Consider the following 25,918-nt stretch of genomic DNA (forward strand, 5'->3'; position numbering starts at 1 on the left):
TTAACTTTTTATACTCTATCGATATTATTTTTTAAATCTAATAGTTCAGATTCCATCAAATAGGGATCTAATTCATAAAACTTAACCATCGGTGGCTCTTGTTTTGATACAGCTGTGATATATGGGATAAATTCTTTCTTGAATTCCTTTTCCAATAACTGTTTATAAACAGCCAATTGTAAATAATAGCCATAATCAACAATCCAGCTAACTCGTTGGTTATATCGATTATTCCAAACTTTCTTACTCATGTCTGCGGTTGTCTTGATATCTATAAAATAGCCACCTTTGCTATTTAAACAATCAATTCGGGCTTTCCACTCGACACCATAAAGTGTGTCTGTGGTGATGTGTTCTTTTTCGCCTGTATAAAGCATGGTAAACGCTTCTTGTCTCTCTAGTGATTGAATCATATTCTCCGCAACTTGAAAGGATTTTAATAACCCATAAGGCTTTTTCTGACTGTACATAGATTGTTTGTTCTCTTCTTTGAATTCTTGATGTGCTGCTGGACTCTCAAAAAAAGAGTGCACATAATTACCGACTAGTAAAGCTGTTTGATCTTTTGGGTCTTGCCAATCTCCATTGAGTTCCGCTAGTGTAGCCGCTTCACACTTTCTAAACGCCTTGTATTGACTCACTGACATATATCGCTGGTTCATTTCTCTACTATAATAATTGCTCCTGTTTAGCTGTTGGTTCAGGTTCTGTTGATTCATTCGTTTGTTCATCCCCTACTTCAGTTTGTCCGTTCTCGCTAAGTTCTTTAAACTTATTTTCAAGTATCTGTGTTGTTTCCGCCTTCTCTTTGATAGGTTCAGCCGTTTTTACTTCCTCAAGTCTTGCATCATCTTCTGTATACATGGCGCCTAATGCTTCGGGAAAAGCTTCTCTCAACGCATTAACAATCGCTGTCTTTCTAATCATGTTTTTAGGCATTTGGTTCCATGTTGCTTGTCCTTTGGAAAATTCTTTAAAATCTAACTGTACATAAAACGGATTCTTGCGGTCTTTCCTGTAGACTCTTGCCCAACCACCGAGTAAGTTATCTGTTGGTAAACAAACAGCTCCAGGCAACTCTTTTATTTCTTCACCACGTTGCACAATGATTCCTGCTTCTAAGCCGTCGTATTCCGAGTGTTTTTCTGCTCGTTTCATAAAAGCTTCTTTAGCTACAATATTTTGCGCAGGTTTTCCTTTAAATTTGATCAGATACACTTCATTTAAAAATGGATTTAATTGTTGTTGTTCGGCTAATTTCATAAACATTATGGCTTCTTGATCGGTTACATCTGCATTTCCTTTAGTAATAAATTGTTTAATCATGTTAGGCGTTAGTTTGACTGAGTTCCCATTCACTTCATATTCAACTGATTTTTCCATAACTTCATTATTCATAACAGTCATTCCCTTTCTGCATTGCTAACCACTCTTTACCGCTGATGACCTCTAGTTTGTCTGTGATTAGGTTAGTTGGTCCATACTCATCTAATACTGTCATAAAGCCATCTTGGCTTGTGACAAACTTTTTCAAAGTCTTTTTATGTTTAAAATAGGCAATAAATATCCAATCATTCTCAAAAACAATATTCCCAAAATCGTCACAACTCCATTCAGGTGACTCACTTTCAGCGGGATATGTTGATTCAGGTGGTGTAGTTAAATATCTATCTAAATCTTCAATCTCTTTCTCATTCATTTTCACATCTCCTACTTTTGTGATATACTCATGTAAATATATTTTGCTATGCGACTAAACTTTGGCGAGGCTAGTCGCTTTTTTGTATTTTGCTATGTGTTGCATTGATTTTCTAACTGGTAATGGTCGATCATTAGCTTTATGCCATTCTTTTGCCATTTGGTTAGCTAGTTTTAAGTGTTGTTCTAATGTCATTTATTTAAACTCTCTTTCATTAGCTTGCTTTTTCGTTTTTCATGTTTATCGTTTTCTATATCTAATTGTAAATATATCCACCCAGTATAAATAATTACTCCTACTAAAGCATAGTTACTATCTATCAAACCTAATGTGTAAATCAGTAAAGGCGCGATAAATACAATTGTGATATTAAATTTTTTCATTTGCTTGCTCCAATCGTTTTTCTCTTTGATCATCAATTATTAAGTTGTAGACAGCCAAACTTAAATCTGGTGGCAATATTACTTTAGATATATCTGGTATAATATCGCTATTAGCATCGTAGTTTATTACTTTAAATTTTTGTATTGCTTTTGTTTGTCGTGGCATTTTATCATCTCCCTACGCTATTTCTCGGCAAAATTTGTTAACAAAATAAACTTGTCCTTTGCCTGTAACTTTTGGTGTTTTAGATATGCTAGTAGTCCCATTGCTACGGTTAATCGACGTTTCTTTGATCTCAAACAATTCCATTTCCATTGATCGTTGCGTCGGCATGTTGTAATCTGTGCCTTTACGTCTGATCAAATAGCCATTATCTCTTAGCCAAGCAAATAGCTTGTTTTGCCCCATATCTACACCATTTTGCTTGAGTAGTTTGGCTAACTCTCCGACTAATATTGATGTGTGGCTAGCTGAGACGGAATCAGCAAATAGTGCTTTTGGTTTTAGCTCCTGTATAGTTAAATCCTTTTGTTTCAGCTGATCACTTGCTTGTTGTAGTAAATCAGCCAACGAGTTTGGGTTAGTTACTACGTCATATGCCTTTTGATCTGTCATGTACATTCCGTTTTTTCGAATTGATGGTAATACTTCCGATGTTACCCAACGCTTGAATTTTTTAGCATTTGGCATTTTGCTTGATAGGATCAGACTATATAAACCTGACTCATTAATAAAAATCATATTTCTATTTTGACCTGATGCACTGATTTGATGCATCAGCCTATCTTCATCTTCTACATGTTTTCTAACAGCGTTATCTGTTCTTTCGTAGCCTAAAATTTTAGCTACATCTTTACCGATAAAATAAGGCTCATCATTCACTAAAATTGTTCTTACTTCATTTTGTTCAAAGTTGAATATCTGTAGTTCATTCATTTTCTCCCTCCTATTAAACCGTTATTTTTATTACCGAATTGGTGCCGTCTAGGCAAAAAAATAACTTCAATTTTTTTGTTAAACAATTCAGAAAGTGCAAACATTTCATCTTGCGTAAATTCTGATTTTCCATTTTCTTTCAAGCGATACGTTTGTACAGCAATCCCTAAATAATCAGCGATTTCTTGTTGAGTCATTTTTCGCTCATTTTTTCGGATATTCCATAAATTAATTTGCAAATCATCTACTCCCTTCCGCACCTTTTTGGTTACAAATATATATTAGCACCGAATTGGTTACAAAGCAAGATAAAACATCTAAAAAAATAAAAAATTTTTAAAAGTATTATTTTTATGAAAAATAGAAGAAAATAGTTCCATCTTGGTGCCAAGCATGGTATACTTTACTCAAAGAGGTGACATGATGGATTTATCTAAATTTATAGGAAATAAAATAAAAGAATACAGGGAACGGAGAAATCTCACACAAGAAGATCTTGCAGATATGTTAAATACTACTAGACAATCTATAAGTAGATATGAAACTGGAGAGCGGAAAGCTAATCAAGACATGCTTTTTAAATTATCAGAAATATACGAAATTAGCATCAACGACTTTTTCCCAAGTAACTCTAAAAAATCGATTACTACTATATATAACGAGTTAGAACAACTAAGGCAAAAAAAAGTTTACAACTATGCCGAGGAACAATTAGAGAGTCAGAAACAGGCAAAACAATCTAACGTTATCCCACTTAATAGTAATAACGATCCACTCACCTCTTTCGACTGGTATGGCCATGCTTCTGCTGTAACTGGCGAATTTTTAGATGGGAATGAAAATAAAACAACAATTCAATTACCTAAAAAAGATATTCCTCAAAATGCTGATTTTGCATTAACAGTAAATGGGGACTCAATGAAGCCTGTCTTCAAAAACCATGAAATGATATTTGTTGAGCGAACAACTGATTTACCTAGTGGATCGATCGGAATTGTCGTTGTAGATGGTGAAGCATTTATTAAAAAGATTTATATCAATGATGATTGCATGACATTAGTATCATTAAATCCCAAGTATGAAGATAAAGTTATCAAGGATGCACAATTTATCAAAGTCATTGGACACGTAATTATATAAAAAATCACTATCTGTGGTTTGCAGCACAGATAGTGATCCTCCTCTTAATTTATAGAATATATCAATAGCAAAAATATTTTATCATATATTAGGAGGAATTAAAAGTGAAAAAAGTAATTTACGGTATTTTTGGTGGACTGGCTTTTTGCTTGCTATTAACTGATTGTGGAGGTGAAAAAAAAGCAGATGCATCTAACAATGTTAATAATGCAAATAATGTAAAAAAAGTAGAGAATACAAAAAAACAATTAGAAACAAAAAAGAAAAAAATTTATTATCAGAAGACAAAGATTTCGGAAAACTAACTAGTAACACACAAAACGGAGGAAAAGTAACTATTGAAAATAGAAAGGACTATAACACTTCTTTCTCTGATAACAATTGGGCAGGTGTCGAAGTAAAGGTTGACAAAATTTCAGTAATCAAAACAAGTCCCATGACTTCTTATTCTGATGATAACTATAGTGGTTTTGTGGCTATACATTATATTATTAATAACTCTCAACGTGATATTTCTATTTATCCTCAACAAGCTAAAATTTCAACAAATTATGGTGAACAGATTGATGATGATTCTTTTAGTACTGATAGTTGGGACGGTGATCTTATGAAGGGAACTAATAGAGATGGCTGGGGAATCTCTCCATTATCAAAATTAGAGAACGCTAACCAACTTAAAAATCTTAGAATAAGTTTTAATGCAAATTATGATACTGACAATGTAGATGACGATAATACACATCATGATTATGATATATCATTACAATTACAATAATATAAATAAAAAATAATTGGAGAGAGTGAAAATGAAAAAAGAAAATTAAAAATTAATACATGGGCAGGGATATTTGATATCATAAACGCAATACTAGTGGCTGTTTCATGGTTTGTTGTTATAGATTCAGCATTCAATGAATCTTTCAAGGGAAAAGGTGGAGCAACTCAAAGTACTGCAACATTTTTTTATGTCATGGTTGGTATTGGCCTTATTTTACATCTTATTGCTATTTCTAAATCAAAAAAAGCAGGTATTTCTATCATTGGTCATATATTAGGTATAATTGGCTGTGCATTGTTTGTTTATACAATGCTACTTGCATTACCATCATTCATTTTATTGATATTAGCAGCTGTCTATACTCTAATGCAAAAAAATAGTGATAATTTTTCTGTCAAAGTTGAAGAAACAACAAATATTGAAGAAGAAAGCAAATGATAATATAGAAATTGCTGAATTGAAAAACTAAAAATAAAAGATTAGCCTTCAGGCTTTTCTTTTTGAAACAAAAAACAAACATATATTCCAAAATAGAATATTATCTAGAGGAGAAAATAATGCGAACTGCAATTTATGTAAGAGTATCAACCAATGAACAGATAGAGGAAGGATACTCAATAGACGAACAAATAGACAAATTAAAAAAATTTTGTGAAATTAAAGAATGGGATGTAGCTAATGTTTATAAAGACCCAGGATTTACCGGCTCTAACATGGAGAGACCAGGATTACAAAAGTTAATACGAGATGTCAAACTCAATCGTATAGACACAGTACTCGTTTATAAATTGGATAGGCTCTCTCGCTCACAAAAAGATACACTATACTTGATAGAAGATATATTTGAATCAAAGCAAACCGCTTTTGTGTCGCTGAATGAAAATTTTGATACATCCACTCCATTTGGTAAAGCCATGATCGGAATATTAGCAGTCTTTGCCCAATTAGAACGAGAACAAATTAAAGAACGAATGACAATGGGGAAGCTTGGAAGAGCAAAGTCAGGGAAAGCAATGAGCTGGCATTGAGCACCTTTTGGCTATAGATATATTGATAATAACTATGTAATAAATAAACTTGAAGCTCAAATAGTTAAACAAATATTTTATGACTATCTTGCTGGAATGTCTATAACAAAATTAAGATATAAACTTAACGAGGAAGGCCATATTGCTAAAGATGTGCCTTGGTCTTATAGGACTATCAGACAAATATTAGATAATCCCACATATGCTGGTTACACAAAATATAGAGACCAAGTGTTTGCTGGTAATCACTCTGCTATTGTGTCTAAAGATATTTTTGATCAAACACAAGAACAATTAAAAATTAGACAGCAAGATGCATATGCAAAAAATAATAATCCTAGACCTTTTCAGGCTAAATACTTTTAATTTCTGGGTTAGTGAAATGCGGAATATGTGGAGCTACACTAGGCCTAATGCAATACAATTTAAAAAAGGACGGTACGAGGACAAAAATTTATCGCTGTTATTCTAAATCAAAGACAAAATATATGACGCAAAAAAGAGCAGAATCGTGCTCATCGCCAGACTATAAAAAAGAAACTTTAGAATATTATGTATTAATGGAACTAGAAAAATTAAGAATAAATACTAACAGTATTTTAGATAAAAATCCCGATTCGCAAGATTTTGATATAACACCTTTGGAAAATGAACTAACCGAATTAGATAATCAAATGGAGAAATTAATTAATCTATATATTGATGACAGCATACCTAAAGATACCTTGGAAAAAAGGGAAATAAAAATTTTAGATGAACAAAAAGCAATCGAGGAAAAAATTGGTAACTCAGAAACAAACAAACCCGAATTGGAGGTTAAGCAAGCAATAGACATTTTAAATGACCTTAAAACAAGCGTGTTAAAATTAAGTTATGATAAACAAAAGATTTTAGTAAGACAATTAATAAGGAAAATAACAGTCACTGAGGAATCCATAGGTATTGAGTGGCGTTTTGTACAATAAGCATATTTACTATACTACATCTCCAATAAGGTAAATCCTTTGTGCCAAGATCGCTTTTTCATAAAAATTCCTCCATATTTCCATATATTGGTAAAAGCATTGCAGTATAAATACTAATAATTAAGATAGCAATAAGTAAAAAAATCATTGGTTGAACCCATTGAATGGAACGTTCAATACGGTTGAAAAATCGTTTCCATATTAACCCACTGTAAATAATTAGTTCTTTTCCCAAATGGCCTTTAATTTCACCTTGCTGAATAATGATTGAAAATTCTGTAGTAAAAAATGAATAATTCTGTAATTGTTGATGAAAAAGAATCCCTTTTTCTAAATCTTTTTCCATTTCTCTAGCTAACTCTGTTACTAGTGAATATTGATCCATCTGTTTCATCATTTGAATAACCGATCGAATTTCTAGTCCCTGTGTGAATAATTTTCCCCATTCAAATGCAAAAAGTGCGGATAAATAATCTTTATAAAAAATGCCTAAAATAGGCATTCTTCCTAAAAAATTTGCTTGTTGTATTAAATCTTTCCTTTTTAAATAGGTTCTAAAACCTAAATATAAACTAAATATAACTAGTAAAAAACCGAGTAATAAATAAGGACTATTGTAAATAAATTGAATTGTTAATGAAGATTGATTTTCTATTAGCAATTGAGGAAATATGAATTGACGAATACCTATTAAAATCATTATTAGAAAAAGAAAAAGTATTAAAGGATAACTTAGTATTTTATAAAAATGATTTCGATATTTTTGTACATGCTGCATATGCAAATCAATTTGCTTTAAAGTATTGGCTAAATTTCCATGCATTTGAGCAAAATTTATTTGTATAATGGTAATTTTCTCAAAATTTAATTCTAAAAATATATCTGCTAATGATTTCCCTAAAACAATTTGATTGGATAGATTGTTTGTTAATTTCTTGTTAAATATTGAGACTTTTTCCATAAAATAAAAACTTTCTTTTAAACTAAATCCATTGGTTAATAATCCTTCTAATAGGTGAACAAATTGCTGTTGTTGTTTTTTATTCAGTTTTTGCTTTTTGGTACGTTTGTTTTGAAATAAATCCATAGGCCCAAACCTTTCTTAGATATCTTATCCATTGATTTTGCATATATCCATTGATTTGAAATGTATAGTCAAATAAAATTGCTTCATCTATTGTTCCCTTTGTTCCTTTTTCACCGAGATTACAAGGTAATAATTGTTGATAAATAATTCCTTTTAGGCATTCTCTTAATAATTCTTTTTGGATGCCAAGTTCTAATAATCGATTGTAAACTCCAGAGATATTTCTAGCATGCAAGGTAGCAAAAACCGTATGTCCCGTTAAAGCAGCCCGAATAGCAGCCTGTGCTGTTCGCTGATCTCTTATTTCACCAATTATCAATAGGTCTGGACGATGCCTTAAGCATAATTTAATTAACGCATCATAAGTTAAATCAATCTTTTCATTTGTTTGTAATTGTAAAAAACTTGGTTCTTCAATTTCAACTGGATCTTCTATGCAAATTAACTGGGGAAAATTTTGTTTTTGCTTGGCTAGATGATACATAATTGTCGTCTTTCCTGAACCAACTGGTCCGCTAAATAAATATAATCCACGATTTAGGCTATTATTTTTAATTATTTCTATTTGTTTTGGCAATAAAAAATGTTGTTTTTGTTTGTCAGTGGCATACAAAAAACGCAAAACTAAACTTTCTCTGCCATAATAATCACCAACAGAAGATAGGCGTAAACGCTGTGTTTCTCCATTCACAGTATAGCTAACTGAGCCTAACTGAGGTTTTCTTTTTTCACCAATATCCATACCACCAACAAACTTGAAATGAACAATTAATTTATTTCCTTCTTCAATGGATACTTTTTTTATTAATTTTCTACTATGGTTTTTACGTGAAAATAATTCAAAATTATCCTGTTTAGGAAGTATATAAATATCTTGTATCTGCTTAAAAGTTCCCCATTGAATAATTTCATGAGCAATTTGTCTTATATCCATACTTATTCCTCCTCTTAAATAAAATACGCAAAAAAAGTTATACATACGAAAAATTTGCAGGAGGTAGCTGATATTATTGATTATTTCAATAAAAAAAGACCTAAAAGCAATCTTACTATTGCTTTTAGGTCTTTTTAATTAATAAAGTTCGATGCACTATCTTCCCCAAAATAGTATACCTACTTGACAGTTTTATTATACTAAATTTTTTTTAAAAAGTCTTTATTAATTTATTAATTTATTAAAAAATTCTAAAAATATATTGTTATTTCTACAAGATAACTCAGAATTCATTCATTAATTTAGCTAAAATTTAAATTTATCCAGAAACCATAAATGATAACTAGCTAGAGAAGTTTCTAATTTAATCGATTATTATTTATTTTTTTATTGTCCATTTTACTTGTTATATTATCATTTTCAATTAAAAATAAACGACATTTTATCATGAAAAATTTTTATTACAAACGAATTACATAATCTGTAATATAGATAAATATATACAAATTTTTCATATATATTTTTAATATATTTGCTAACTATTTAGAAAGACCAGTTGCAATTTGATCTAGATTCCATTTCATCATAGAATAATAACTATCTCTATCATTTCCTTTTTTAGCAATAGAATCAGTAAAAATTTTGTTCTTATTTATTGAGATGCCTGTATCTTTTGAAACAGTCTTCATTGGTCTATCATCCACACTGCTTTCTACAAAAAGTGTAGGTACTTCACTTTTTCTTAATTTCTCCACTAACAATCTAATTTGGTCAGGCGTTCCTTCTTCTTCTGTATTAATCTCCCAAATATAAGAGGAAGGTATATGATAGGCTTTAGAAAAATACTTAAAACAGCCTTCACTTGTAACAATTAATTTCTTTTTCTTAGGAATTGCATCAAATTTTGTTTTTGCTTCTTTATCTAAACTGGCTAATTTTTCTACATATTTATCTAAATTTTCTTTATAAAAAGCTTCATTTTTAGGATCTTTTTTAGCTAGTTGTTTTTCAATATTCTTAGCATAAATAATACCATTTTCCAAGTTTAACCAAGCATGTGGGTCTTGTTTTCCACCTTCATCGTCTTGTTTTTCTAGATAGATGATGTCTACTCCCTTACTAACAACAAAATAATCTTTATTTTCTTTTTTTTGTGCATTTTTAACTAATTTAGTAAACCAAGCATTGCCCCCTGTTTCAAGGTTAATCCCATTGTAAAAGATTAGATCGGCTTTTGAAGTTTTCTTAACATCTTCTGGCAATGGTTCATATTCATGTGGATCTTTTCCAACCGGCACAATACTATGCAATTCAACTTTATCTTTAGCAATATTTTTTGTGATATCCGCCAAAATAGAATTTGTCGTCACTATTTTTAGTTTTTCATTCTTTGTATTGTTGTCAGCACTCTTGCTCGTTGAACAAGCACCCATAGCGAACAAGCTAATCAAAATTCCAAAAGCTGTCAATAAATTTTTTATTTTTCTGTTCATTTATATTCCTCCTTTTTTCTGATAAAATGTTGTTTTGGTGAAACAAAGAAACTAATTACAAAAAATACAGCTGAAGTTAAAACAATGCTCGAACCAGCAGCGATATTAAAACTATATCCAATAAATAATCCAATAATGGAAGCTAATGCTCCTAAGGTAGCGGATAGAAAAATCATTACTTTTAAGCTATTTGTATATAGATAGGCTGTTGAGGCGGGTGTAATAAGCATAGCGACAATTAAAATAGTTCCGACACTTTGCATCGCCGTGACAGCCACCAATGTAAGTAAAATCATCAATAGATAATGATAAAAATTCACCTTCATTCCCATCGCCTTTGCCATTAAGGGATCAAATGATGTGATAAGCAATTCCTTGAAAAATAAAAATATCAACAATAAAACAACAATAGAAACACCAATCGTAATCCATTTATCTGTATCTTGAACGGCTAAAATATTCCCAAAAAGAATATGAAAAAGATCAGTAGAACTATTGGCAACACCAATCAAAATAACTCCTAGTGCCAAAAAAGAACTAAATGTAATCCCAATAGCTGTATCTCCCTTGATGACACTATTTCCCCTAATATATGTAATAATTATTGAAGCTAGAAGTCCAAAAAGAATAGCACCAATAAAAAAATTAATACCTAAAATAAATGAAATTGCAACACCCGGCAATACGGCATGTGAGATAGCATCTCCCATTAAAGACATACCTCGTAAGATAATAAAACAACCAACAGCACCTGATACGATTCCGATAACTATGGCAGTTATTAGCGCATTCTGTAAAAAGTGATAATTATAAAGACCATCCACAAAATTTTGAATCATGCTTCCATTCCTCCAATAAAGACAGTTTCACCATAAGCTTTTTTTAAATTTGCTTGAGTGAAAATAGTCTCTGTTTTACCAAATGCTATTAGGTATTGATTTAAAATAACCAACTGATCAAAATAGTTTTTTACTTTATTCAAATCATGATGAACAATCAAAATTGTTTTACCTTTTTTTTCAAATTAGTAAGCGTCTCCATGATTATTTTTTCACTCACTGAATCAATTCCGACAAAAGGTTCATCTAAAAAAATATATTCTGCATCTTTCACTAAACAACGTGCAAGCAGAACACGCTGAAATTGTCCACCAGACAATGCACTGATTTGCCTATTTTCAAATTCTTTAACACCTAGGATGTCCAATGCTTCAGAAACTTTTTGCCATTGTTCTTTACCTACTCTTTGAAAAATAGTTAAATTTGCATACGTTCCAAGTGAAACACATTCTTTTACCTTAATGGGAAAAGTGTAATCAATATTACTTTTTTGTTCAACATAAGCTATTTTTTTTAATTTATTTTTAGCTGGTTGACCATCAATCACTACTTTGCCTTGATGATTAACAATATTTAGCATCGCTTTTATAAAAGTTGATTTGCCAGCACCATTTGGACCAATGATACCAGAGTAATTTTTAATGAAATTTCGTCTAAAGCAACCCGATTATGATCATAAGTCACCTGTAGATTTTCTATTGTAATCATTCTCTATCCACCTAACTATAATTGATAATCATTCTTATTTGTAATTTTAGGATAACCTAAATATTTAGCAAAGTCAATTGTTTAAAGAGCATAATTATTTCATAAATAGTTTAAATAATGTAAATTTTATTTAAAAATTAAAAATAAGAACCATTTATTGAATAGAAAAAAAGCAGTAATTTTAAAAATTACTGCTTAGATTAATGATTAAAATTTAACAAATTACTTCATTTAGCTGTCTGACGATGAAATTTACCATAATTAACAGTAAAAGAATGGAATAAGTTTAGATTAATTCTCTTTCTTTTGTTGTGATAAAATTCTTATTTGTATTTCAGCTATTTGATGAAACCATTCTTTGTATGGACAGAAGGTAAAGGTCCGGTTTCTGTATTGCCGGGATTTCCAACATACGTTTTGCCATTGATGGCTGTATCTGCTTGATTTTCAGATGCTTCATCTTGAACCGAATAATCACTTTGATATAGATAATTACCATTTGTATGGAATTTATAATTAGGCTTATCTCGTTCGTCAGCTTTCTCTAAATTTAAAGTAGTTCTTAATCTATGGCTAACATATTTAACACTATCTGAATATAACTCAACCATACTACGTCCATCGTTACTAAAAGTACGCCAATCAAATGTCAATTGCTGCCTTTGATAGCCCATCCAGCCAAAGCCATTTTCTAGCAAACTAACCAATTCATTAGAAGAAATATCTGTTTGGATATTGTTGTCCATAGAATCAATAATTTTTAGTAACTTAGTAATCGACTGACCAGATTTTAATTTCTTTGCAACTGCTTGAATGATTTCTTGTTGCCTAAATCCACGCATAATATCATTATCGCTATGTCGTTCTCTAGCATAGGAAAGAGCTTTTGTTCCATCGATGTGTTGTTTTCCTTCATCAAAATGAATGGAGCCAGGACCATCTTTTGTTGCACCATCAAATGAATGTTTCACATTTACATCAATGCCACCAATCGCATCAATAAACTTTATAAAAGACAAGAAATTAAAAACACAATAATGATCAATAGGAATATTTAATAATTTTTCAACAGTGTTAACAGAAGCTGTTGGTCCATCATAAGTATAAGCAGCCTCAATTCGTTGCATTCCTTGATAATTTTTCGCATCAATTTGCACAAAGCTATCCCTTGGTAAACTACAGAAAGTGACCTTTTTAGTTTTATTATTAACAGTAACAACCATCATTGCATCTGTGCGTGTCGTTCCCAATTTTCTTTCAATTGTATTATCAAGTCCCATAATCAAAAAAGATTGACTGTCTTTATTCTTTACTGTTGTATGATGTTTTTTTATCGGCACATAGCTATTATCAACTGTCTTTCTCAAATCATTACTCGCCAAGGCAAAGTAGGTAGAACCAACAACTATAAATAGTAAAATAATTGAGAAAAACAAAAGAAAAATTTTTTGTCGCTTCTTCATTAAGAATAATTCCCTTCTTTTAAACACATTCCAATATAGGATTAATAATCAACTAATTTTATAATCAATAATTATAAAATTATGTATAACTTATTGATTTTTATTTTTCTGATTTTTTAGATTCTTTATTAATAAATGATACTATAATATTTTCCTGAATAAAGAATCTGATATAATTATTAGTGACAATTTAATAATAATTAACAACAATACAGATAACATAATACCAGTATAAGTGCCATAAAAACAAGAGAAATTGATAAAATTATTGCTTTATTTATAAAAAATTAGATTTTGTATTTAAAAAAATTTTATTATAAAGAGAATGAAAATATTTGTTAATTCTTCTCCATTTATTAATGGTGAATTTTATTAAAAATATACAAAGTAAACTGGTAAATGATTCACCTAAATCATTCAAAATTAGGTAACCAATAGATGACATATGAATGAAAATTTCATAACTAATTTGATTATCTTTAAATATTTTAATTTTTTAAACAAAATATGTTATAAGAATACCTCTCTTAACGAGTATTCTTATAACATAGTTAAAATCTTATTTCTTAGGTTCATCTTCATCCATCTTAAGTACCGCCATAAAGGCTTCTTGTGGTACCTCTACACTACCAATTTGTTTCATGCGCTTCTTTCCTTCTTTTTGTTTCTCTAATAATTTTCGTTTACGTGATACATCTCCACCATAACACTTGGCTAAAACATTTTTTCGCAAAGCTTTTATGTCAGAACGTGCTACAATTTTTTGTCCAATGGCAGCCTGAATAGGTACTTCAAACTGCTGTCTAGGAATTAATTTCTTTAATTTTCCAACTATGGTCTTTCCTCGTTCATAGGCAAAATCACGATGAACAATAAAGCTTAAGGCGTCCACCTTTTCTGTATTCAATAAAATATCCATTTTCACTAATTTACTTATCTTATAACCATTCAATTCATAATCAAGTGAGGCATATCCCTTAGTACTTGATTTTAATTTATCAAAGAAGTCAAAAACAATTTCTGATAGAGGCAGTTCATAAACAACATTCACTCGATAATCATCTAAATAATCCATGGTGATGAACTCACCACGTTTTCGTTGTGAAAGTTCCATTACAGCACCTACATATTCATTGGGTACCATAATTTGTGCTTTTACGTAAGGTTCTTCTACAGATTCAATCATCACAGGATCAGGAAATTCTGTTGGATTATCAATACTATCTGTCGTTCCATCTGTTTTATTTATATGATAAATAACCGATGGTGCAGTCGTAATAAGTTCAAGGTTAAATTCTCTTCCTAACCGTTCCTGGATAACATCCATATGCAGTAGACCTAAAAAGCCACATCGAAATCCAAATCCTAAAGCTTGTGATGTTTCCTGTTCAAACTGTAATGCTGCATCGTTTAACTGTAATTTTTCTAGGGCTTCACGTAAATCGTTATAACGTGAAGTATCAATTGGGTATAGACCACAATAGACCATGGGATTTAATTTCCGATAGCCCGGTAATGCTTCCTGGGCAGGATTTTCAGCCAATGTGACTGTATCACCAACACGGGTATCTTGCACAGTCTTAATTGCTGCAGTAATATAGCCCACATCCCCTACCATCAAATAATCTCGTGAAATAGCTTTTGGAGAAAAGACACCCACTTCTGTTACATCAAACGTTTTTCCATTACTCATTAGCTGGATTTTATCTCCTGGTTTAACTACACCCTCTACAATACGAACATTTAGTACAACTCCTCGATAGCTATCATAAACAGAATCAAAAATTAATGCTTTTAAAGGAGCTTCCAAATTTCCTTGTGGTGCAGGAATATATTCAACGATTTGGCTTAGAAGTTCGTCAATTCCTTTTCCTGTTTTGGCACTTGCCAATACTGCTTCACTGGCATCAATACCAATAACTTCTTCTATTTCTTTTCTAACACGCTCAGGATCAGCTGCTGGCAAATCTATCTTATTAATGACAGGTAAAATCTCCAAGTCATTATCTAATGCCAGATAAACATTTGCAAGTGTCTGCGCTTCAATTCCTTGCGCTGCATCAACTACTAAAACAGCACCTTCACAAGCAGCTAAACTCCTTGATACTTCATAAGTAAAATCGACATGTCCTGGAGTGTCAATTAAATGAAAGATATATGTTTCATTGTCATCAGCTGTATAGTGAAGTTCAACTGCATTTAATTTAATAGTAATGCCACGTTCTCTTTCAAGTTCCATAGAATCCAGTAGCTGATCTTGCATTTCACGATTAGTAACAGTATTTGTTTGTTCTAAAATTCGATCAGCTAATGTTGACTTTCCATGATCAATATGTGCAATGATTGAAAAATTCCGAATTTTTTCTTGTCGTTGTTTCATTTCATCAATGTTCATTAGTTTCCTCATTTCTTTTCTAGGCATTTTCATTATAGCAAGGAATTTTAAAGTTTTAAAGCCTTTTTACTTTGGGAATAAAATTAAAAAATTCTATTAAAATTGCAAAAGAATAACAGAATAACAACCCTTTTGGTATACTAAAAGAGTAAAATTAAAAATTGGAGATGAAAGAATGGCAAAAGATATACGTGAGAGCTTAGAATTGAAACCGGTCGCTGAAGACGAGGTGGATCAATTCAATGAACTATTAAGCTATGTATTTCAATTTACTGAAGCAGATTTAGAAGAGAGTGGTTTTGAGAACAAGCGTGAACTAATTAAATCAAAACAACCGATTTTAAATCAATCAAAAGTATTTGGTTGGTTTCATGATGGCCAATTGATTTCTCAAATTGCTATTTATCCCTGTGAAGTAAACATCCATGGAACGCTGTATCAGATGGGCGGTATTACTGGAGTGGGTACTTACCCAGAATATGCCAATCATGGTTTAATGAAAGACCTAATTCATCTTGCCTTAGAAACTATGCGTAAAAATAAACAATGGATTTCTTATCTTTATCCTTATAGCATTCCTTACTATAGGCGTAAAGGTTGGGAAATTATGTCAGATAAATTGACTTTTAAAATTAGGGATACACAACTTACCAAAACAGCAGATGTTCCTGGCTCTGTTGAACGTGTTCCTGTTGATCATGACGATGTTTTAACCGTTTATGCTAAGTTTGCTAGAGAAAATCATGGCGCTTTGATCCGTAGTGCATTTAATTGGGAAGAATATTGGCGTTTTGAAAATGAAGAAGAACGAGTTGCAGCTGTTTACTATAATGCAGACGGTGAGCCACTGGGTGTTCTTTTTTACTGGGTTGCAGAAGAGATTTTTCATGTAAAAGAAATGTTTTATTTAAATCAAGAAGCTAGAAATGGTTTATGGAACTTTATTGTTGCCCATTTTTCAATGATTTATTGGGTAATTGGGGATACCTATAAAAATGAGCCATTAGCTTTTCTTTTGGAAGATAGCCAAATCAAAGAAACGATTGAACCTTATTTTATGGCACGTATTGTTGATGTAGAAAAATTTTTAATTTCCTATCCCTTTCTTCGTTCAACTGAATCCTTTCATTTTATCATTGAAGATCCTATTGCCGAATGGAACAATGGCACTTTCAGTTTAACTTGGGATGAAAACGAGCAGTTGACAATTTCGAAAGAGCCGATTGGAAAACCAATTTATTTAGACATTCAAACACTCACCTGTTTATTAATGAATTATCGAAGACCTTCTTACCTATCTAGAATTGAACGTTTGAAAACTGATAAGGATACCCTATACAAATTAGAAGGAATTATTCCCGATCAAGAAGCCTATTTTAGTGATTATTTTTAATTTTTTTAAATAGACTTGAAATTGGAATGTATGTTCGTATAATAGAATTATTCCAAATAAAAGGTTAAATGATATGGATGATTATCAAATAATTCCAAATTTATTGAAAAATACTAACAAAGTGACATTATCGTTTACTTCGATTGAAAAAACAATGCAACGTGGCCACACTTTACCAGAATTGGCTAAAACCTATACGGCTTGGTGGACAAAACAAAATCATTCTTTTTCACTTGCTTGGCAGGCCTTTGGCTATTCTGTTAAGCAAGTTTATTTAGTCAATCAGAAAGTTATTTTTATAAAAAATAAAGAGTGATTTATTCCTAATCAATTAGTATTAATCGCTTATTCTTTCCACCTGTATTTGTCAATTGCTAGTTCCTTTTAAATTTTTTAAAAATTACTTTCTCGTAATTATTCATTAATTGTTAGCTTGTCTATTTTCGTTGATTAATAAAAAATGAACCTATTTAATACATATTAAATAGGTTCGTTTTGTTAATATAAGTATTGTTATTAAAGCGCCTTATTATCAAAGATTCAATTTAGGGATGTTCTGGCCAAGCATCCTGATAAGAATGACCAGTTAATTCTTCAACTACCTTTTTCGCTTCTGGTGTAACATCAGATTTTAAGCCACCTGTCTCTAAACGATTAATCTCTTCTTTTAAAATCTCATGTGTTTGACGATTTAACTTAAATGTTAAAGATAAGATGAAAGCTAAACAAATTAATAAAACTGGACCTGTAAAGAAAATTAAAGCAATCTTTGCTTGAATAACATGAGGCGTATTTAGAAAATTTGTCATTGTCTTTGAATCAAATCCAATTTCTGCCAATAAAATACCAGCAATCCATGAGGCTAAAGCACCTGTTGATTTTCTAAAGAAAGTCATTACCGCTGCATAAATTCCAGCTCGATCGCCACGTGTCATTACGTGATCAACATCTGGAATAAATGGGAAAATATTCCATGGAATAAATTCCAAAATTGCTCGCGCGCATTGGTAGAAAATAGAAAGAATGATTAGCAACCAAAAAACATTTTTAATTGGTAATGCCCAAGTCAAAAGATAACCAATCATTGTCAAAATGATAGTAATGTAACTGATAGAAAATAGGAAACGTGGTCCATGAGTAATCATTAATTTAGCAGCTATGATAGTGGCAAAAATTCCAAATATCGATAGTGCTTGAAGCGTCCAAGGAACATCATCTTTTATTCCCTGCATACAACAAACAATAAATGTTGGCAATAGGGTTGAATAAAAGTCTTTTCCTGTAAATGATAATAGGTAGATAGCTAGATGTTGACGAAACACTTTATTTTTAAATGTTGAAAAATAATCTTTTGTTGTCTGTTTTAAAAATTGAGAAAAAGACAGTCTTGGATGATCTTCCAATTCTGTAATAAAAGCAGGCGTTAATGGACGTTCCCATGTTGTTCTATAAGAAACAAAAATAGCGACAACAAAGATAATAGTCCAAATAATACCGGTAATTAAATAAGCATTTGGATTTTGCATATGTTTCAATGAAGCTAAAACTAGAAAAACGATAGCTGTTCCAGTAGCTGAAATAAACATTCTAGAACCTGATAGTACAGTTCTTAGATTATAATCATCTGTCATTTCAGTTGGTAGCATTTCCCAAGGAATCAAAATCATAGCAATGACTACTTCAATTGCTACGTAAATAAGCAAATAATAATGCCAATCATCTGATTTTAACCAAAATAATGGAAATAAAATTGCAAATAAAATACCACCTAATAAAATAAAGAAATGACGACGACCAAAGCGTCGTCCCAGTTTTGTACGATAAAAACCATCTGTAATCTCACCAAAAAATAAAGAAAATACAGCATCAACAATTCGTCCAATCCCAGTAATTGCTCCAGCAAAGGCTGGACTAATTCCCTGGCTCATGACAAAGGCAAAGATGACACCGGAAACAATATTGTTCCAACCTCCGCCCATTAAGTCTGTCAATCCATAACAAATACCTCGACTTACAGTTACCTTTTTAGGAAGATATACCCAATTTCCCTTTTTATTCATCTCTTTTCTCCCATCTTAATCATTTTTATTATTAAATAAATGAGCAATAAATTAGATTAAAAAATTAATTTTTTCTATAACATAAAATAGAAAGCGGTATCTTTTTATCGATTACATCTATCAATACAGGCATTTATAATAATTCTCAATTAATTTTTTAATTACTTACTATAGTTGAAAATTAAAATAATAAACTCTATTATTTAAAAAATTTAGTTTTACTATATTGTTTTAAATGAAATTTACTTTTTATTTGTTGATTATTGATTATTTTTTGATTTAACTATTGATTTTTGATTCTATTTTAATTGTTCAACCTTTATATATTTATCATAAAAATATTATGTAAATAATATAAATTACTAAAAAATATAAGAAATATTTCTATTCATCATATTCTCATTAAATAACAAAAATAATTATTGAACTTTATAAGATATTGCTCTTTTATTTTTGTGTTAGGCTAATACATTGCTCATTTTATTTTATAAACTCTTTGTTTTTAAATGAATCTATGTTAAAACATTAATTGTTGTACTTCTTTAATTAAAAATTATAGATAAATAGGTCTTTTTTCCTTTTGCTATTTAAATAAAACGATTTCATTTCTTTATAAATGAACCAAAACAGGCGTAAATTAATAAATATAAATTGATCAAAATGAAGGCAGCTATTTTGATCAATTTCCTATATTAGCTCAACTAGTATCTGTATTCATTGATAAAGAATGAACAATTAAAACAAAGAGGAAGTTTATTTTGATTTCTCAACCACTTTTTTATTTAATTAAAAAATATTCACTTTAGTTACTTTATTTTCAGTTTGTATTTTCTTTTTCAATTGCTTCCCAAAGTCCATTTAAATAGGCTGCTCCCATTGCACTATCGTATAAGCCATAACCTGGACGCCCAGTTTCTCCCCAAATCATACGACCATGATCTGGACGAATAAAGCCATCAAAATGATTATCATACATCGTTTTAAGAATTTTATACATATCTAAAGAACCATATTCAGATTTATGGGGTGCTTCATAAAAGTCTTTGCCTTGAATAAATTTAATATTACGTACATGAGCAAAAGGGATACAATCACGACGACAAAATTCTGCTAGAATTTCATAAACATTATTTGCTGGATCTTCTGAAATACTACCTGTGCACAAAGTAATCCCATTAGATGGGCTATCAATAATATTACATAACCAATCCAAATCCTCTCTATTTTTAATAATTCTTGGCAATCCAAAAATTGAGTAAGGGGGATCATCTGGATGAATAGCCATCTTTATTCCAACTTTTTCACAAGTCGGAATAATCGCTTTTAAGAAGTAGGCAAGATTCTCTCGTAGTTTTGTCTCATCCACATTTTTATAGGCTTCAAACAATTCTTTGACATGTGTTAGCCGCTCAGGTTCCCAACCAGGTAAAGAAAAATCACTACTAGATTGTTCTACCTTTTTAATAATATCATTTGGATTGTTCGGAATATCTTTATTAATAAATGCTAATGTAGAAGAGCCATCTGGTAATTTATAATCTAAATCTGACTTTACCCAATCAAAAATAGGCATAAAATTATAACAAATAACTTCAATACCAAATTCAGCTAAATTCTGAATGGTTTGCTTATAATTTTCAATATATTGATCACGGGAGGGTAAACCAATCTTGATATCATCATGAATATTTACACTCTCAATCACCTTTAATGTCATGCCGGCAGTTTCTATTTCCTCTTTTAATGCTTGAATACGCTCTTTCGGCCAGACTTCACCTACCGGAATATCCATCAATGTACCAACAATACCCTTCACTGCTGGTATTTGATGAATATATTCTAATTTTATTTTTTCTTCATTTGAGCCATACCATCTAAACGTCATTTCCATTGTTATTTCCCCCAATTTTTAGTTCATGGATTGTCTGCCGAACCGCTCCAGGACCAGCCAGCATTTTAATAAAAAATGCTTCAACCTTTTCACCTAATCCTACTTGATAAAGATCAGAACCAAAAATTGCTGAATTAGCTAAGATAGGCATCAGTAATTTATGAATTTGCTCTTTATTTTGTTTTCCTAATTGAATCATGGCTAATTTTTCCTGTAATTCATTCAATAGAGGATCATTACTTGGTGTAAAAGCATTTCCTTTATCATCGATTGCTAAAAGATAACGCAACCATGCAGCAATAGTTACCGGAATGTATGATAATGAATGTGTCGTTTTATCTTCAGATAAAGCATATTTTTTAATTGTTTCACCAAAACGAATGGCCATTTTTTGTGACGTATCGGTCGCAATTCGTTGAGGAGTATCTGGAATATTTGGATTAGGCAGACGTTTTTTAACAACTTCATCAATAAATTTTTTAGGATCGATAATTCCCGGATCTTCAACAACCGGTAGTCCTTCTTGATAACCAATTCCATGGATTAAGTTGACTAAGTCTTTATCTTTCATTTCATCTGCAATCGAGGTATATCCTAATAAACAGCCAGTGATTGCCAATGCAGTATGCAAGGGATTTAAACATGTCGTTACCTTCATTGCATCTGTTTTATCCACCGTATCACGATCTGTTAAAATCACACCTGCTTTTTCTAAATCAGGTCGTCCATTTAGAAAATTATCTTCAATTACCAGATAATGACTAGCTTCCGTATTTGTAAATGAAGCCATGTTTGTTTGCTGTTTTGTTTGAATCATTTCTATATCGGTAAATGTTGTATCCTTCAATTCTGTATAGATCTTTTTAGATGGATTTGGTGTAATTCGGTCAATCATACTCCATGGGAAGGTAACTTTATTTGTATCCTGTAAATAAGCAACAAAAGTCTTCGGTACAAAATCTTTCTTCACCCATTCACCAGCTAAAGATAAAATGCTTTCTTTAAAACAGCGACCATTCTGTGAAAAATTATCTGTTGAAACAATAGCAATAGGCAACTCACCTACCATAAAACGTTTATATAATAGAGCAGTAATAATACTCATCGTATGTTGTGCCTTTTCAGGTCCATTTTTAATGTCTTCTTCAATAACAGGTAAATATTTTCCGCTTAGATCTCTTAAGCGATAGCCCTTTTCTGTAATTGTAAAAGTTAAAAATTGAAGTTCTGGATTTTCAAAATAGTGAATTACCTGTTCATAATGGTTTTGATTGGTGGGATGGCAATACAAACTATCTGCAGTAGAGGCAAGCAAGCGTGTATGTAATTGCCCATTCTCATGCATGATAATTTCTAAAAAATTATTATCAAAGGGTTGATAGACCTCTTCAATGATCTCTTGATCGAATGTTTCACAAACGACAATTCCTGCTTCTAATTCTCCCTGATTCGCTAATTTCTGAGCCACTTCAGCATGAAAACCTCGATAAAGATTACCCCCACCAAAGTGAAGCCATACAGGCGACTGTTTCCCATTTAATTTAAATTGTGGAACATTAAATTGTGGAAGTTCTATCTTTGTTTGTTTCAATTCGGCAATATTTGTTTGCCAATTTTTTAAATACATAATTAATCTCCTTAAACTGATATATCATAGTTATTCCTTATTTATTATATTTATTTTTCATATATTTGTCAATAGGTTATTAAAGCGTTTACCTAGATGAAAAATTGTTATTATTTTTAATTATTAATATACAAGTTATTGTAAGTATTGATTATAATCCCATTCAGTTATGATAATTTTTCATAAAAAAACAAATATTTTAGTTAAATTTTCCTATTTTTAATTAATCTTTTATAACTATAACTATGATTTTAACTGATAAATAGAATAAATTTAATTTAGTGGAGCATATGCTTTAAAAGCTAGAAATTATAAATGTTAATCTTGTTATGTCAAACTAAATAACATGTTTTTAACAAAAAATATTAGAGAAGAAACAATTACAAAAGTTGTTTTCTTATCTTAATCGTTTAAAAATTAATAAAAGAATATAATAGCTACCAGAATACATCATACCTGCAATATAAAGAAGTCATTAAAATAAAGCCCAAATAAAGTAATTATAATTTTACTTTTATTTGGGCTTTATTTTTAATGATTCATATATTCATATAAGCAATAGATAGTAATTACTATCTATTGTTAAGCCAAAAAATAAACGATATAAATAAAAAATAGGAATGAGTTAGCTACCTTCCTATTTACATTTAAAATTTGCTTATCTTAAACTATGTATCGATTGGTTTATCAAATCGCACAGGATCTTTTATACTTTTATTGTTTACTAATTAAATTATTGATCCATGCCTAATATACGTTGAATGCTAAATCCTCTACCTTTTACTTCATTTGCAGTCATGGAGACAATAAATGCTTGATCATCAATCTCTAAAATTTTCTCTTGAATGGCTGAATAATCCTTTTCCTTAATTACGGTCATTAGCATTACTTTGCCTTCTTGTTGATAGCCACCTTCTATCGGAATAATTGTTACACCCTTATCTAATTCCCTAATAAGTGTTGCTCTAATTTCCAAGGATTTTGAGCTGACAACCAATAAATTTTTATATCTTCCAAGACCAGCTTGAACGAAGTCGATAACTCTGCCAATAATAAATAGACAGATTAATGAAAATAAAACAATATTTACATTAAAAGCAAATAAAGCACCTAAAATAACCATACCATCAACAATAGAAACACAAATGCCCATTGGTAATTTTGTATATTTATGTGCAATTTGTGAAATGATCGCCGTACCACCCGTTGAAGCATTTCCTTTAAATTCCAACCCTAACCCTAAACCAGTTAAGATACCACCATAAATAGCAGCCAATAAAATATTATGTGTTAATACCGGTATATTTCCAGTTAATCCAACAAAGAATGGATAGACCAAGCTGCCATAAATAGTTTTAATTCCTACCCCTTTTCCCAATAGCAAAAAGCAAAGCAATAACAAAGGAATATTAATTGCATACAAAACAAGAGCGATATTCCAACCAAACAAATGATTTAAAACAATACTTATGCCATTTGCACCACCTGCTACCAATGCATTGGGTAATAGAATAGAATTAATTGAAACAGCTAAAACCAGTGAACCTAACGTCACAAACAAAAGTTCCTTGACTTTTTTATTCATAATTACTTTTTTCATCTTTATCCCCCTTTAAATAATCACCTAATTATCAAATTACTAAAAACCAATTAAATATTTACAGGAACCGATCCACCTATAATTGAACCTTGATTTTTAGATCAAAAAACTCATAGATATTTTCAAGCGAATCGAACATTTAGATGAAAGAAGTTCAGATGCTTTCTAATATTCTTATCACTAATTCTCAATTGTAAGAATATTCATTTCATTATCTGAAAGTTTTCAACTAGTCTATTAAAACATAGGAATAGAGTTTCGTCCACCAACCAAGCGAAAAAAAGAAACAGCTAGAGAGGAAATAAATGATTAGATGAGTTCTTACATCTAATTATTAAGTAATTTAAATAAGTTAATAAAATAATAAAAAAGTAGAATTAAAAATAACTAAACTTTTTGATTTTATATGGGATTGAGATTACTTATCAAGCATAATTAATTTTTCTATTACTTTATACTATATGCGTTATCAAAAAAGTTTTATGAGGAAATCAAAGAGAAGTAATAGTTGTTGGTATGGATAGTTGATTTAAGGATTAGGATAAAATTTTAGCTTTAGTCTATAAATATTTAGTAAAGTATATTAAAAATCTAGAATAGAAACCATCTACATAATCAGCTTCTATTCTAGTCATTAATCAAATTAATTTCCTACCAGGATGAAGGATATACCCTTGTAGATTGTAAGTGTCCCAATTATTTGTTTAAAATTTCTAGCCATAGATCAAATGGTCTTTACTATAAACACTCAACCAAATAATGCCTGTATGACGTAAATTTACTTTCATAAATTGCCATCCGCTAACCATCACTGGCGTATCTACACTTAATACACATGCAGGATTAAATGCAAAATAGTCGCCTACTTTAAATACCTGATTTGGATGCATCGAACCATCTACTGGATTAATTTTATCTAGATCTTCAGGCATAATGCCATTTTCAGTCCAATCAAAATCAACGGGGACCAAATAATTGTTACGTACTTGCCAGACACCGTTAACTACTTTTAAGTCATCTACTCGATAACCATAACGTCTTTTAGGCGGATTAGGTTGATTTCCATTATCATAGCGATAAATATTAATTGTTGGTTTTCCATTATGTCCCCATATTGTATCATGATTGTTCACTGTAATCCCGTTATAGCCATAATTACAATGAATGATGTTATCATTATCAACAAAAATACCCGTATGACCAGCTGAGCCGGCTGTTGATCCTCTATCACCCCAGATAAAAATATCACCTCTGTGAGTGTCAAAATAGCCATTGCTTGCTTTTAATTGCTGCCAACCATTTTTCTCTAAGTCATTAAATAAGCTTTCAGTATTTCCAATAATATTCTGTTGAGGTAAAAATCCGCCAGCAATTAAAGAATAATATACGGCACTAGAACAATCATAGGAATTAGGTCCATAACGATTTTCCATACTATAGGTGACTTTTCCTTTTCTGTCTTCCATCCATTGAATCATTTTATTGATATCTACCATTT

The 25,918-nt window shown here is 30.8% G+C and carries 25 protein-coding genes and 2 pseudogenes; 7 read left to right on the forward strand and 20 right to left on the reverse strand.

Annotated elements, in window-relative coordinates:
* Positions 1-8: 8 nt before the first annotated feature.
* The 8 genes from MPTP_RS06510 to MPTP_RS06540 are packed head-to-tail and all read right to left on the reverse strand — an operon-like array spanning position 9 to position 3,258.
* A complete protein-coding gene (locus MPTP_RS06510; RefSeq protein ID WP_231849634.1) occupies positions 9-719 on the reverse strand; it encodes a PD-(D/E)XK nuclease-like domain-containing protein in 711 nt (236 codons plus the stop codon).
* Positions 670-1,398: a phage recombination protein Bet gene (gene bet / locus MPTP_RS06515; RefSeq protein WP_013774304.1), complete on the reverse strand. Its 729-nt coding sequence runs from the start codon at positions 1,396-1,398 to the stop codon at positions 670-672. Before bet ends, MPTP_RS06510 begins: the two co-directional genes overlap by 50 nt.
* Positions 1,391-1,699, reverse strand: coding sequence for a hypothetical protein (locus MPTP_RS06520; RefSeq protein WP_013774305.1), 309 nt, complete (start codon positions 1,697-1,699; stop codon positions 1,391-1,393). The genes bet and MPTP_RS06520 overlap by 8 nt, the downstream gene beginning before the upstream one ends.
* Before the next feature lie 54 nt (positions 1,700-1,753).
* The gene (locus tag MPTP_RS09660; protein ID WP_013774306.1) at positions 1,754-1,894 is read right to left on the reverse strand and encodes a hypothetical protein; all 141 of its coding nucleotides are present in this window, start codon (positions 1,892-1,894) and stop codon (positions 1,754-1,756) included.
* Entirely contained in the window at positions 1,891-2,082 is a 192-nt protein-coding gene (locus tag MPTP_RS06525; protein ID WP_013774307.1) for a hypothetical protein, read from the reverse strand. Before MPTP_RS06525 ends, MPTP_RS09660 begins: the two co-directional genes overlap by 4 nt.
* Positions 2,069-2,248 carry a hypothetical protein gene (locus tag MPTP_RS06530; protein WP_013774308.1) on the reverse strand — a complete coding sequence of 60 codons (180 nt, stop codon included), beginning with the start codon at positions 2,246-2,248 and terminating at the stop codon, positions 2,069-2,071. Before MPTP_RS06530 ends, MPTP_RS06525 begins: the two co-directional genes overlap by 14 nt.
* A gap of 12 nt (positions 2,249-2,260) precedes the next feature.
* Complete coding sequence (locus MPTP_RS06535) at positions 2,261-3,019, reverse strand: phage repressor protein/antirepressor Ant (RefSeq protein WP_013774309.1); 759 nt, start codon at positions 3,017-3,019, stop codon at positions 2,261-2,263.
* Complete coding sequence (locus MPTP_RS06540; protein WP_013774310.1) at positions 3,016-3,258, reverse strand: helix-turn-helix transcriptional regulator; 243 nt, start codon at positions 3,256-3,258, stop codon at positions 3,016-3,018. Before MPTP_RS06540 ends, MPTP_RS06535 begins: the two co-directional genes overlap by 4 nt.
* Positions 3,259-3,442: 184 nt before the next feature.
* Between MPTP_RS06540 and MPTP_RS06545 the strand changes: the two genes are divergently transcribed.
* The 5 genes and pseudogenes from MPTP_RS06545 (at position 3,443) to MPTP_RS10405 (ending at position 6,930) form a co-directional block, all read left to right on the forward strand.
* A complete protein-coding gene (locus tag MPTP_RS06545; protein WP_041363490.1) occupies positions 3,443-4,159 on the forward strand; it encodes an XRE family transcriptional regulator in 717 nt (238 codons plus the stop codon).
* Positions 4,160-4,263: 104 nt separating this feature from the next.
* A complete protein-coding gene (locus MPTP_RS09155; RefSeq protein WP_013774312.1) occupies positions 4,264-4,464 on the forward strand; it encodes a hypothetical protein in 201 nt (66 codons plus the stop codon).
* A 131-nt stretch (positions 4,465-4,595) separates the two neighbouring features.
* Positions 4,596-4,934, forward strand: a complete 339-nt coding sequence (locus MPTP_RS09160) for a hypothetical protein (protein WP_013774313.1) — start codon at positions 4,596-4,598, stop codon at positions 4,932-4,934.
* Between the two features lie 96 nt (positions 4,935-5,030).
* A complete protein-coding gene (locus MPTP_RS09755; protein WP_013774314.1) occupies positions 5,031-5,375 on the forward strand; it encodes a hypothetical protein in 345 nt (114 codons plus the stop codon).
* A gap of 119 nt (positions 5,376-5,494) precedes the next feature.
* A pseudogene (locus MPTP_RS10405) lies at positions 5,495-6,930 on the forward strand (recombinase family protein).
* 58 nt (positions 6,931-6,988) lie between these two features.
* On the opposite strand, the gene comGB reads toward MPTP_RS10405, so the two are convergent.
* From comGB to lepA, 7 genes and pseudogenes are all read right to left on the reverse strand, one after another.
* Complete coding sequence (gene comGB / locus MPTP_RS06565; protein ID WP_013774318.1) at positions 6,989-8,017, reverse strand: competence type IV pilus assembly protein ComGB; 1,029 nt, start codon at positions 8,015-8,017, stop codon at positions 6,989-6,991.
* Positions 7,971-8,951, reverse strand: coding sequence for a competence type IV pilus ATPase ComGA (comGA, locus tag MPTP_RS06570; protein WP_013774319.1), 981 nt, complete (start codon positions 8,949-8,951; stop codon positions 7,971-7,973). Before comGA ends, comGB begins: the two co-directional genes overlap by 47 nt.
* A 539-nt stretch (positions 8,952-9,490) precedes the next feature.
* Positions 9,491-10,444, reverse strand: coding sequence for a metal ABC transporter substrate-binding protein (locus MPTP_RS06575; RefSeq protein ID WP_013774320.1), 954 nt, complete (start codon positions 10,442-10,444; stop codon positions 9,491-9,493).
* Positions 10,441-11,283 (reverse strand): metal ABC transporter permease, encoded by an 843-nt coding sequence (locus MPTP_RS06580; RefSeq protein WP_013774321.1) that lies wholly within the window; start codon positions 11,281-11,283, stop codon positions 10,441-10,443. The genes MPTP_RS06575 and MPTP_RS06580 overlap by 4 nt, the downstream gene beginning before the upstream one ends.
* Positions 11,280-11,991, reverse strand: a pseudogene (locus tag MPTP_RS06585) (metal ABC transporter ATP-binding protein). The gene MPTP_RS06580 and the pseudogene MPTP_RS06585 overlap by 4 nt, the downstream one beginning before the upstream one ends.
* A gap of 338 nt (positions 11,992-12,329) precedes the next feature.
* The gene (locus MPTP_RS06590) at positions 12,330-13,454 is read right to left on the reverse strand and encodes an LCP family protein (RefSeq protein ID WP_013774325.1); all 1,125 of its coding nucleotides are present in this window, start codon (positions 13,452-13,454) and stop codon (positions 12,330-12,332) included.
* Positions 13,455-14,013: 559 nt separating this feature from the next.
* Positions 14,014-15,849 (reverse strand): translation elongation factor 4, encoded by a 1,836-nt coding sequence (gene lepA / locus MPTP_RS06595; protein WP_013774326.1) that lies wholly within the window; start codon positions 15,847-15,849, stop codon positions 14,014-14,016.
* 175 nt (positions 15,850-16,024) lie between these two features.
* Between lepA and MPTP_RS06600 the strand changes: the two genes are divergently transcribed.
* Positions 16,025-17,242, forward strand: a complete 1,218-nt coding sequence (locus MPTP_RS06600) for a GNAT family N-acetyltransferase (protein WP_013774327.1) — start codon at positions 16,025-16,027, stop codon at positions 17,240-17,242.
* Between the two features lie 73 nt (positions 17,243-17,315).
* Positions 17,316-17,558 (forward strand): DUF7662 domain-containing protein, encoded by a 243-nt coding sequence (locus MPTP_RS06605; RefSeq protein WP_013774328.1) that lies wholly within the window; start codon positions 17,316-17,318, stop codon positions 17,556-17,558.
* 229 nt (positions 17,559-17,787) lie between these two features.
* Here the strand turns inward: MPTP_RS06605 and MPTP_RS06610 are convergent, their stop codons facing one another.
* The 5 genes from MPTP_RS06610 to MPTP_RS06630 form a co-directional block, all read right to left on the reverse strand.
* Positions 17,788-19,302 (reverse strand): MFS transporter, encoded by a 1,515-nt coding sequence (locus MPTP_RS06610; protein WP_013774329.1) that lies wholly within the window; start codon positions 19,300-19,302, stop codon positions 17,788-17,790.
* Between the two features lie 817 nt (positions 19,303-20,119).
* Positions 20,120-21,193 carry a mannonate dehydratase gene (gene uxuA, locus MPTP_RS06615; RefSeq protein ID WP_013774330.1) on the reverse strand — a complete coding sequence of 358 codons (1,074 nt, stop codon included), beginning with the start codon at positions 21,191-21,193 and terminating at the stop codon, positions 20,120-20,122.
* Entirely contained in the window at positions 21,177-22,820 is a 1,644-nt protein-coding gene (locus tag MPTP_RS06620; RefSeq protein WP_013774331.1) for a mannitol dehydrogenase family protein, read from the reverse strand. Before MPTP_RS06620 ends, uxuA begins: the two co-directional genes overlap by 17 nt.
* 733 nt (positions 22,821-23,553) lie before the next feature.
* Complete coding sequence (locus MPTP_RS06625; protein ID WP_013774332.1) at positions 23,554-24,420, reverse strand: YitT family protein; 867 nt, start codon at positions 24,418-24,420, stop codon at positions 23,554-23,556.
* Between the two features lie 713 nt (positions 24,421-25,133).
* On the reverse strand, positions 25,134-25,916 hold the full coding sequence (locus MPTP_RS06630) for a peptidoglycan amidohydrolase family protein (protein ID WP_013774333.1): 783 nt from the start codon (positions 25,914-25,916) through the stop codon (positions 25,134-25,136).
* Positions 25,917-25,918 lie beyond the last annotated feature (2 nt).

Origin of the sequence: Melissococcus plutonius ATCC 35311 (assembly GCF_000270185.1) — a bacterium.
Classification (GTDB): Bacteria; Bacillota; Bacilli; order Lactobacillales; family Enterococcaceae; genus Melissococcus; species Melissococcus plutonius.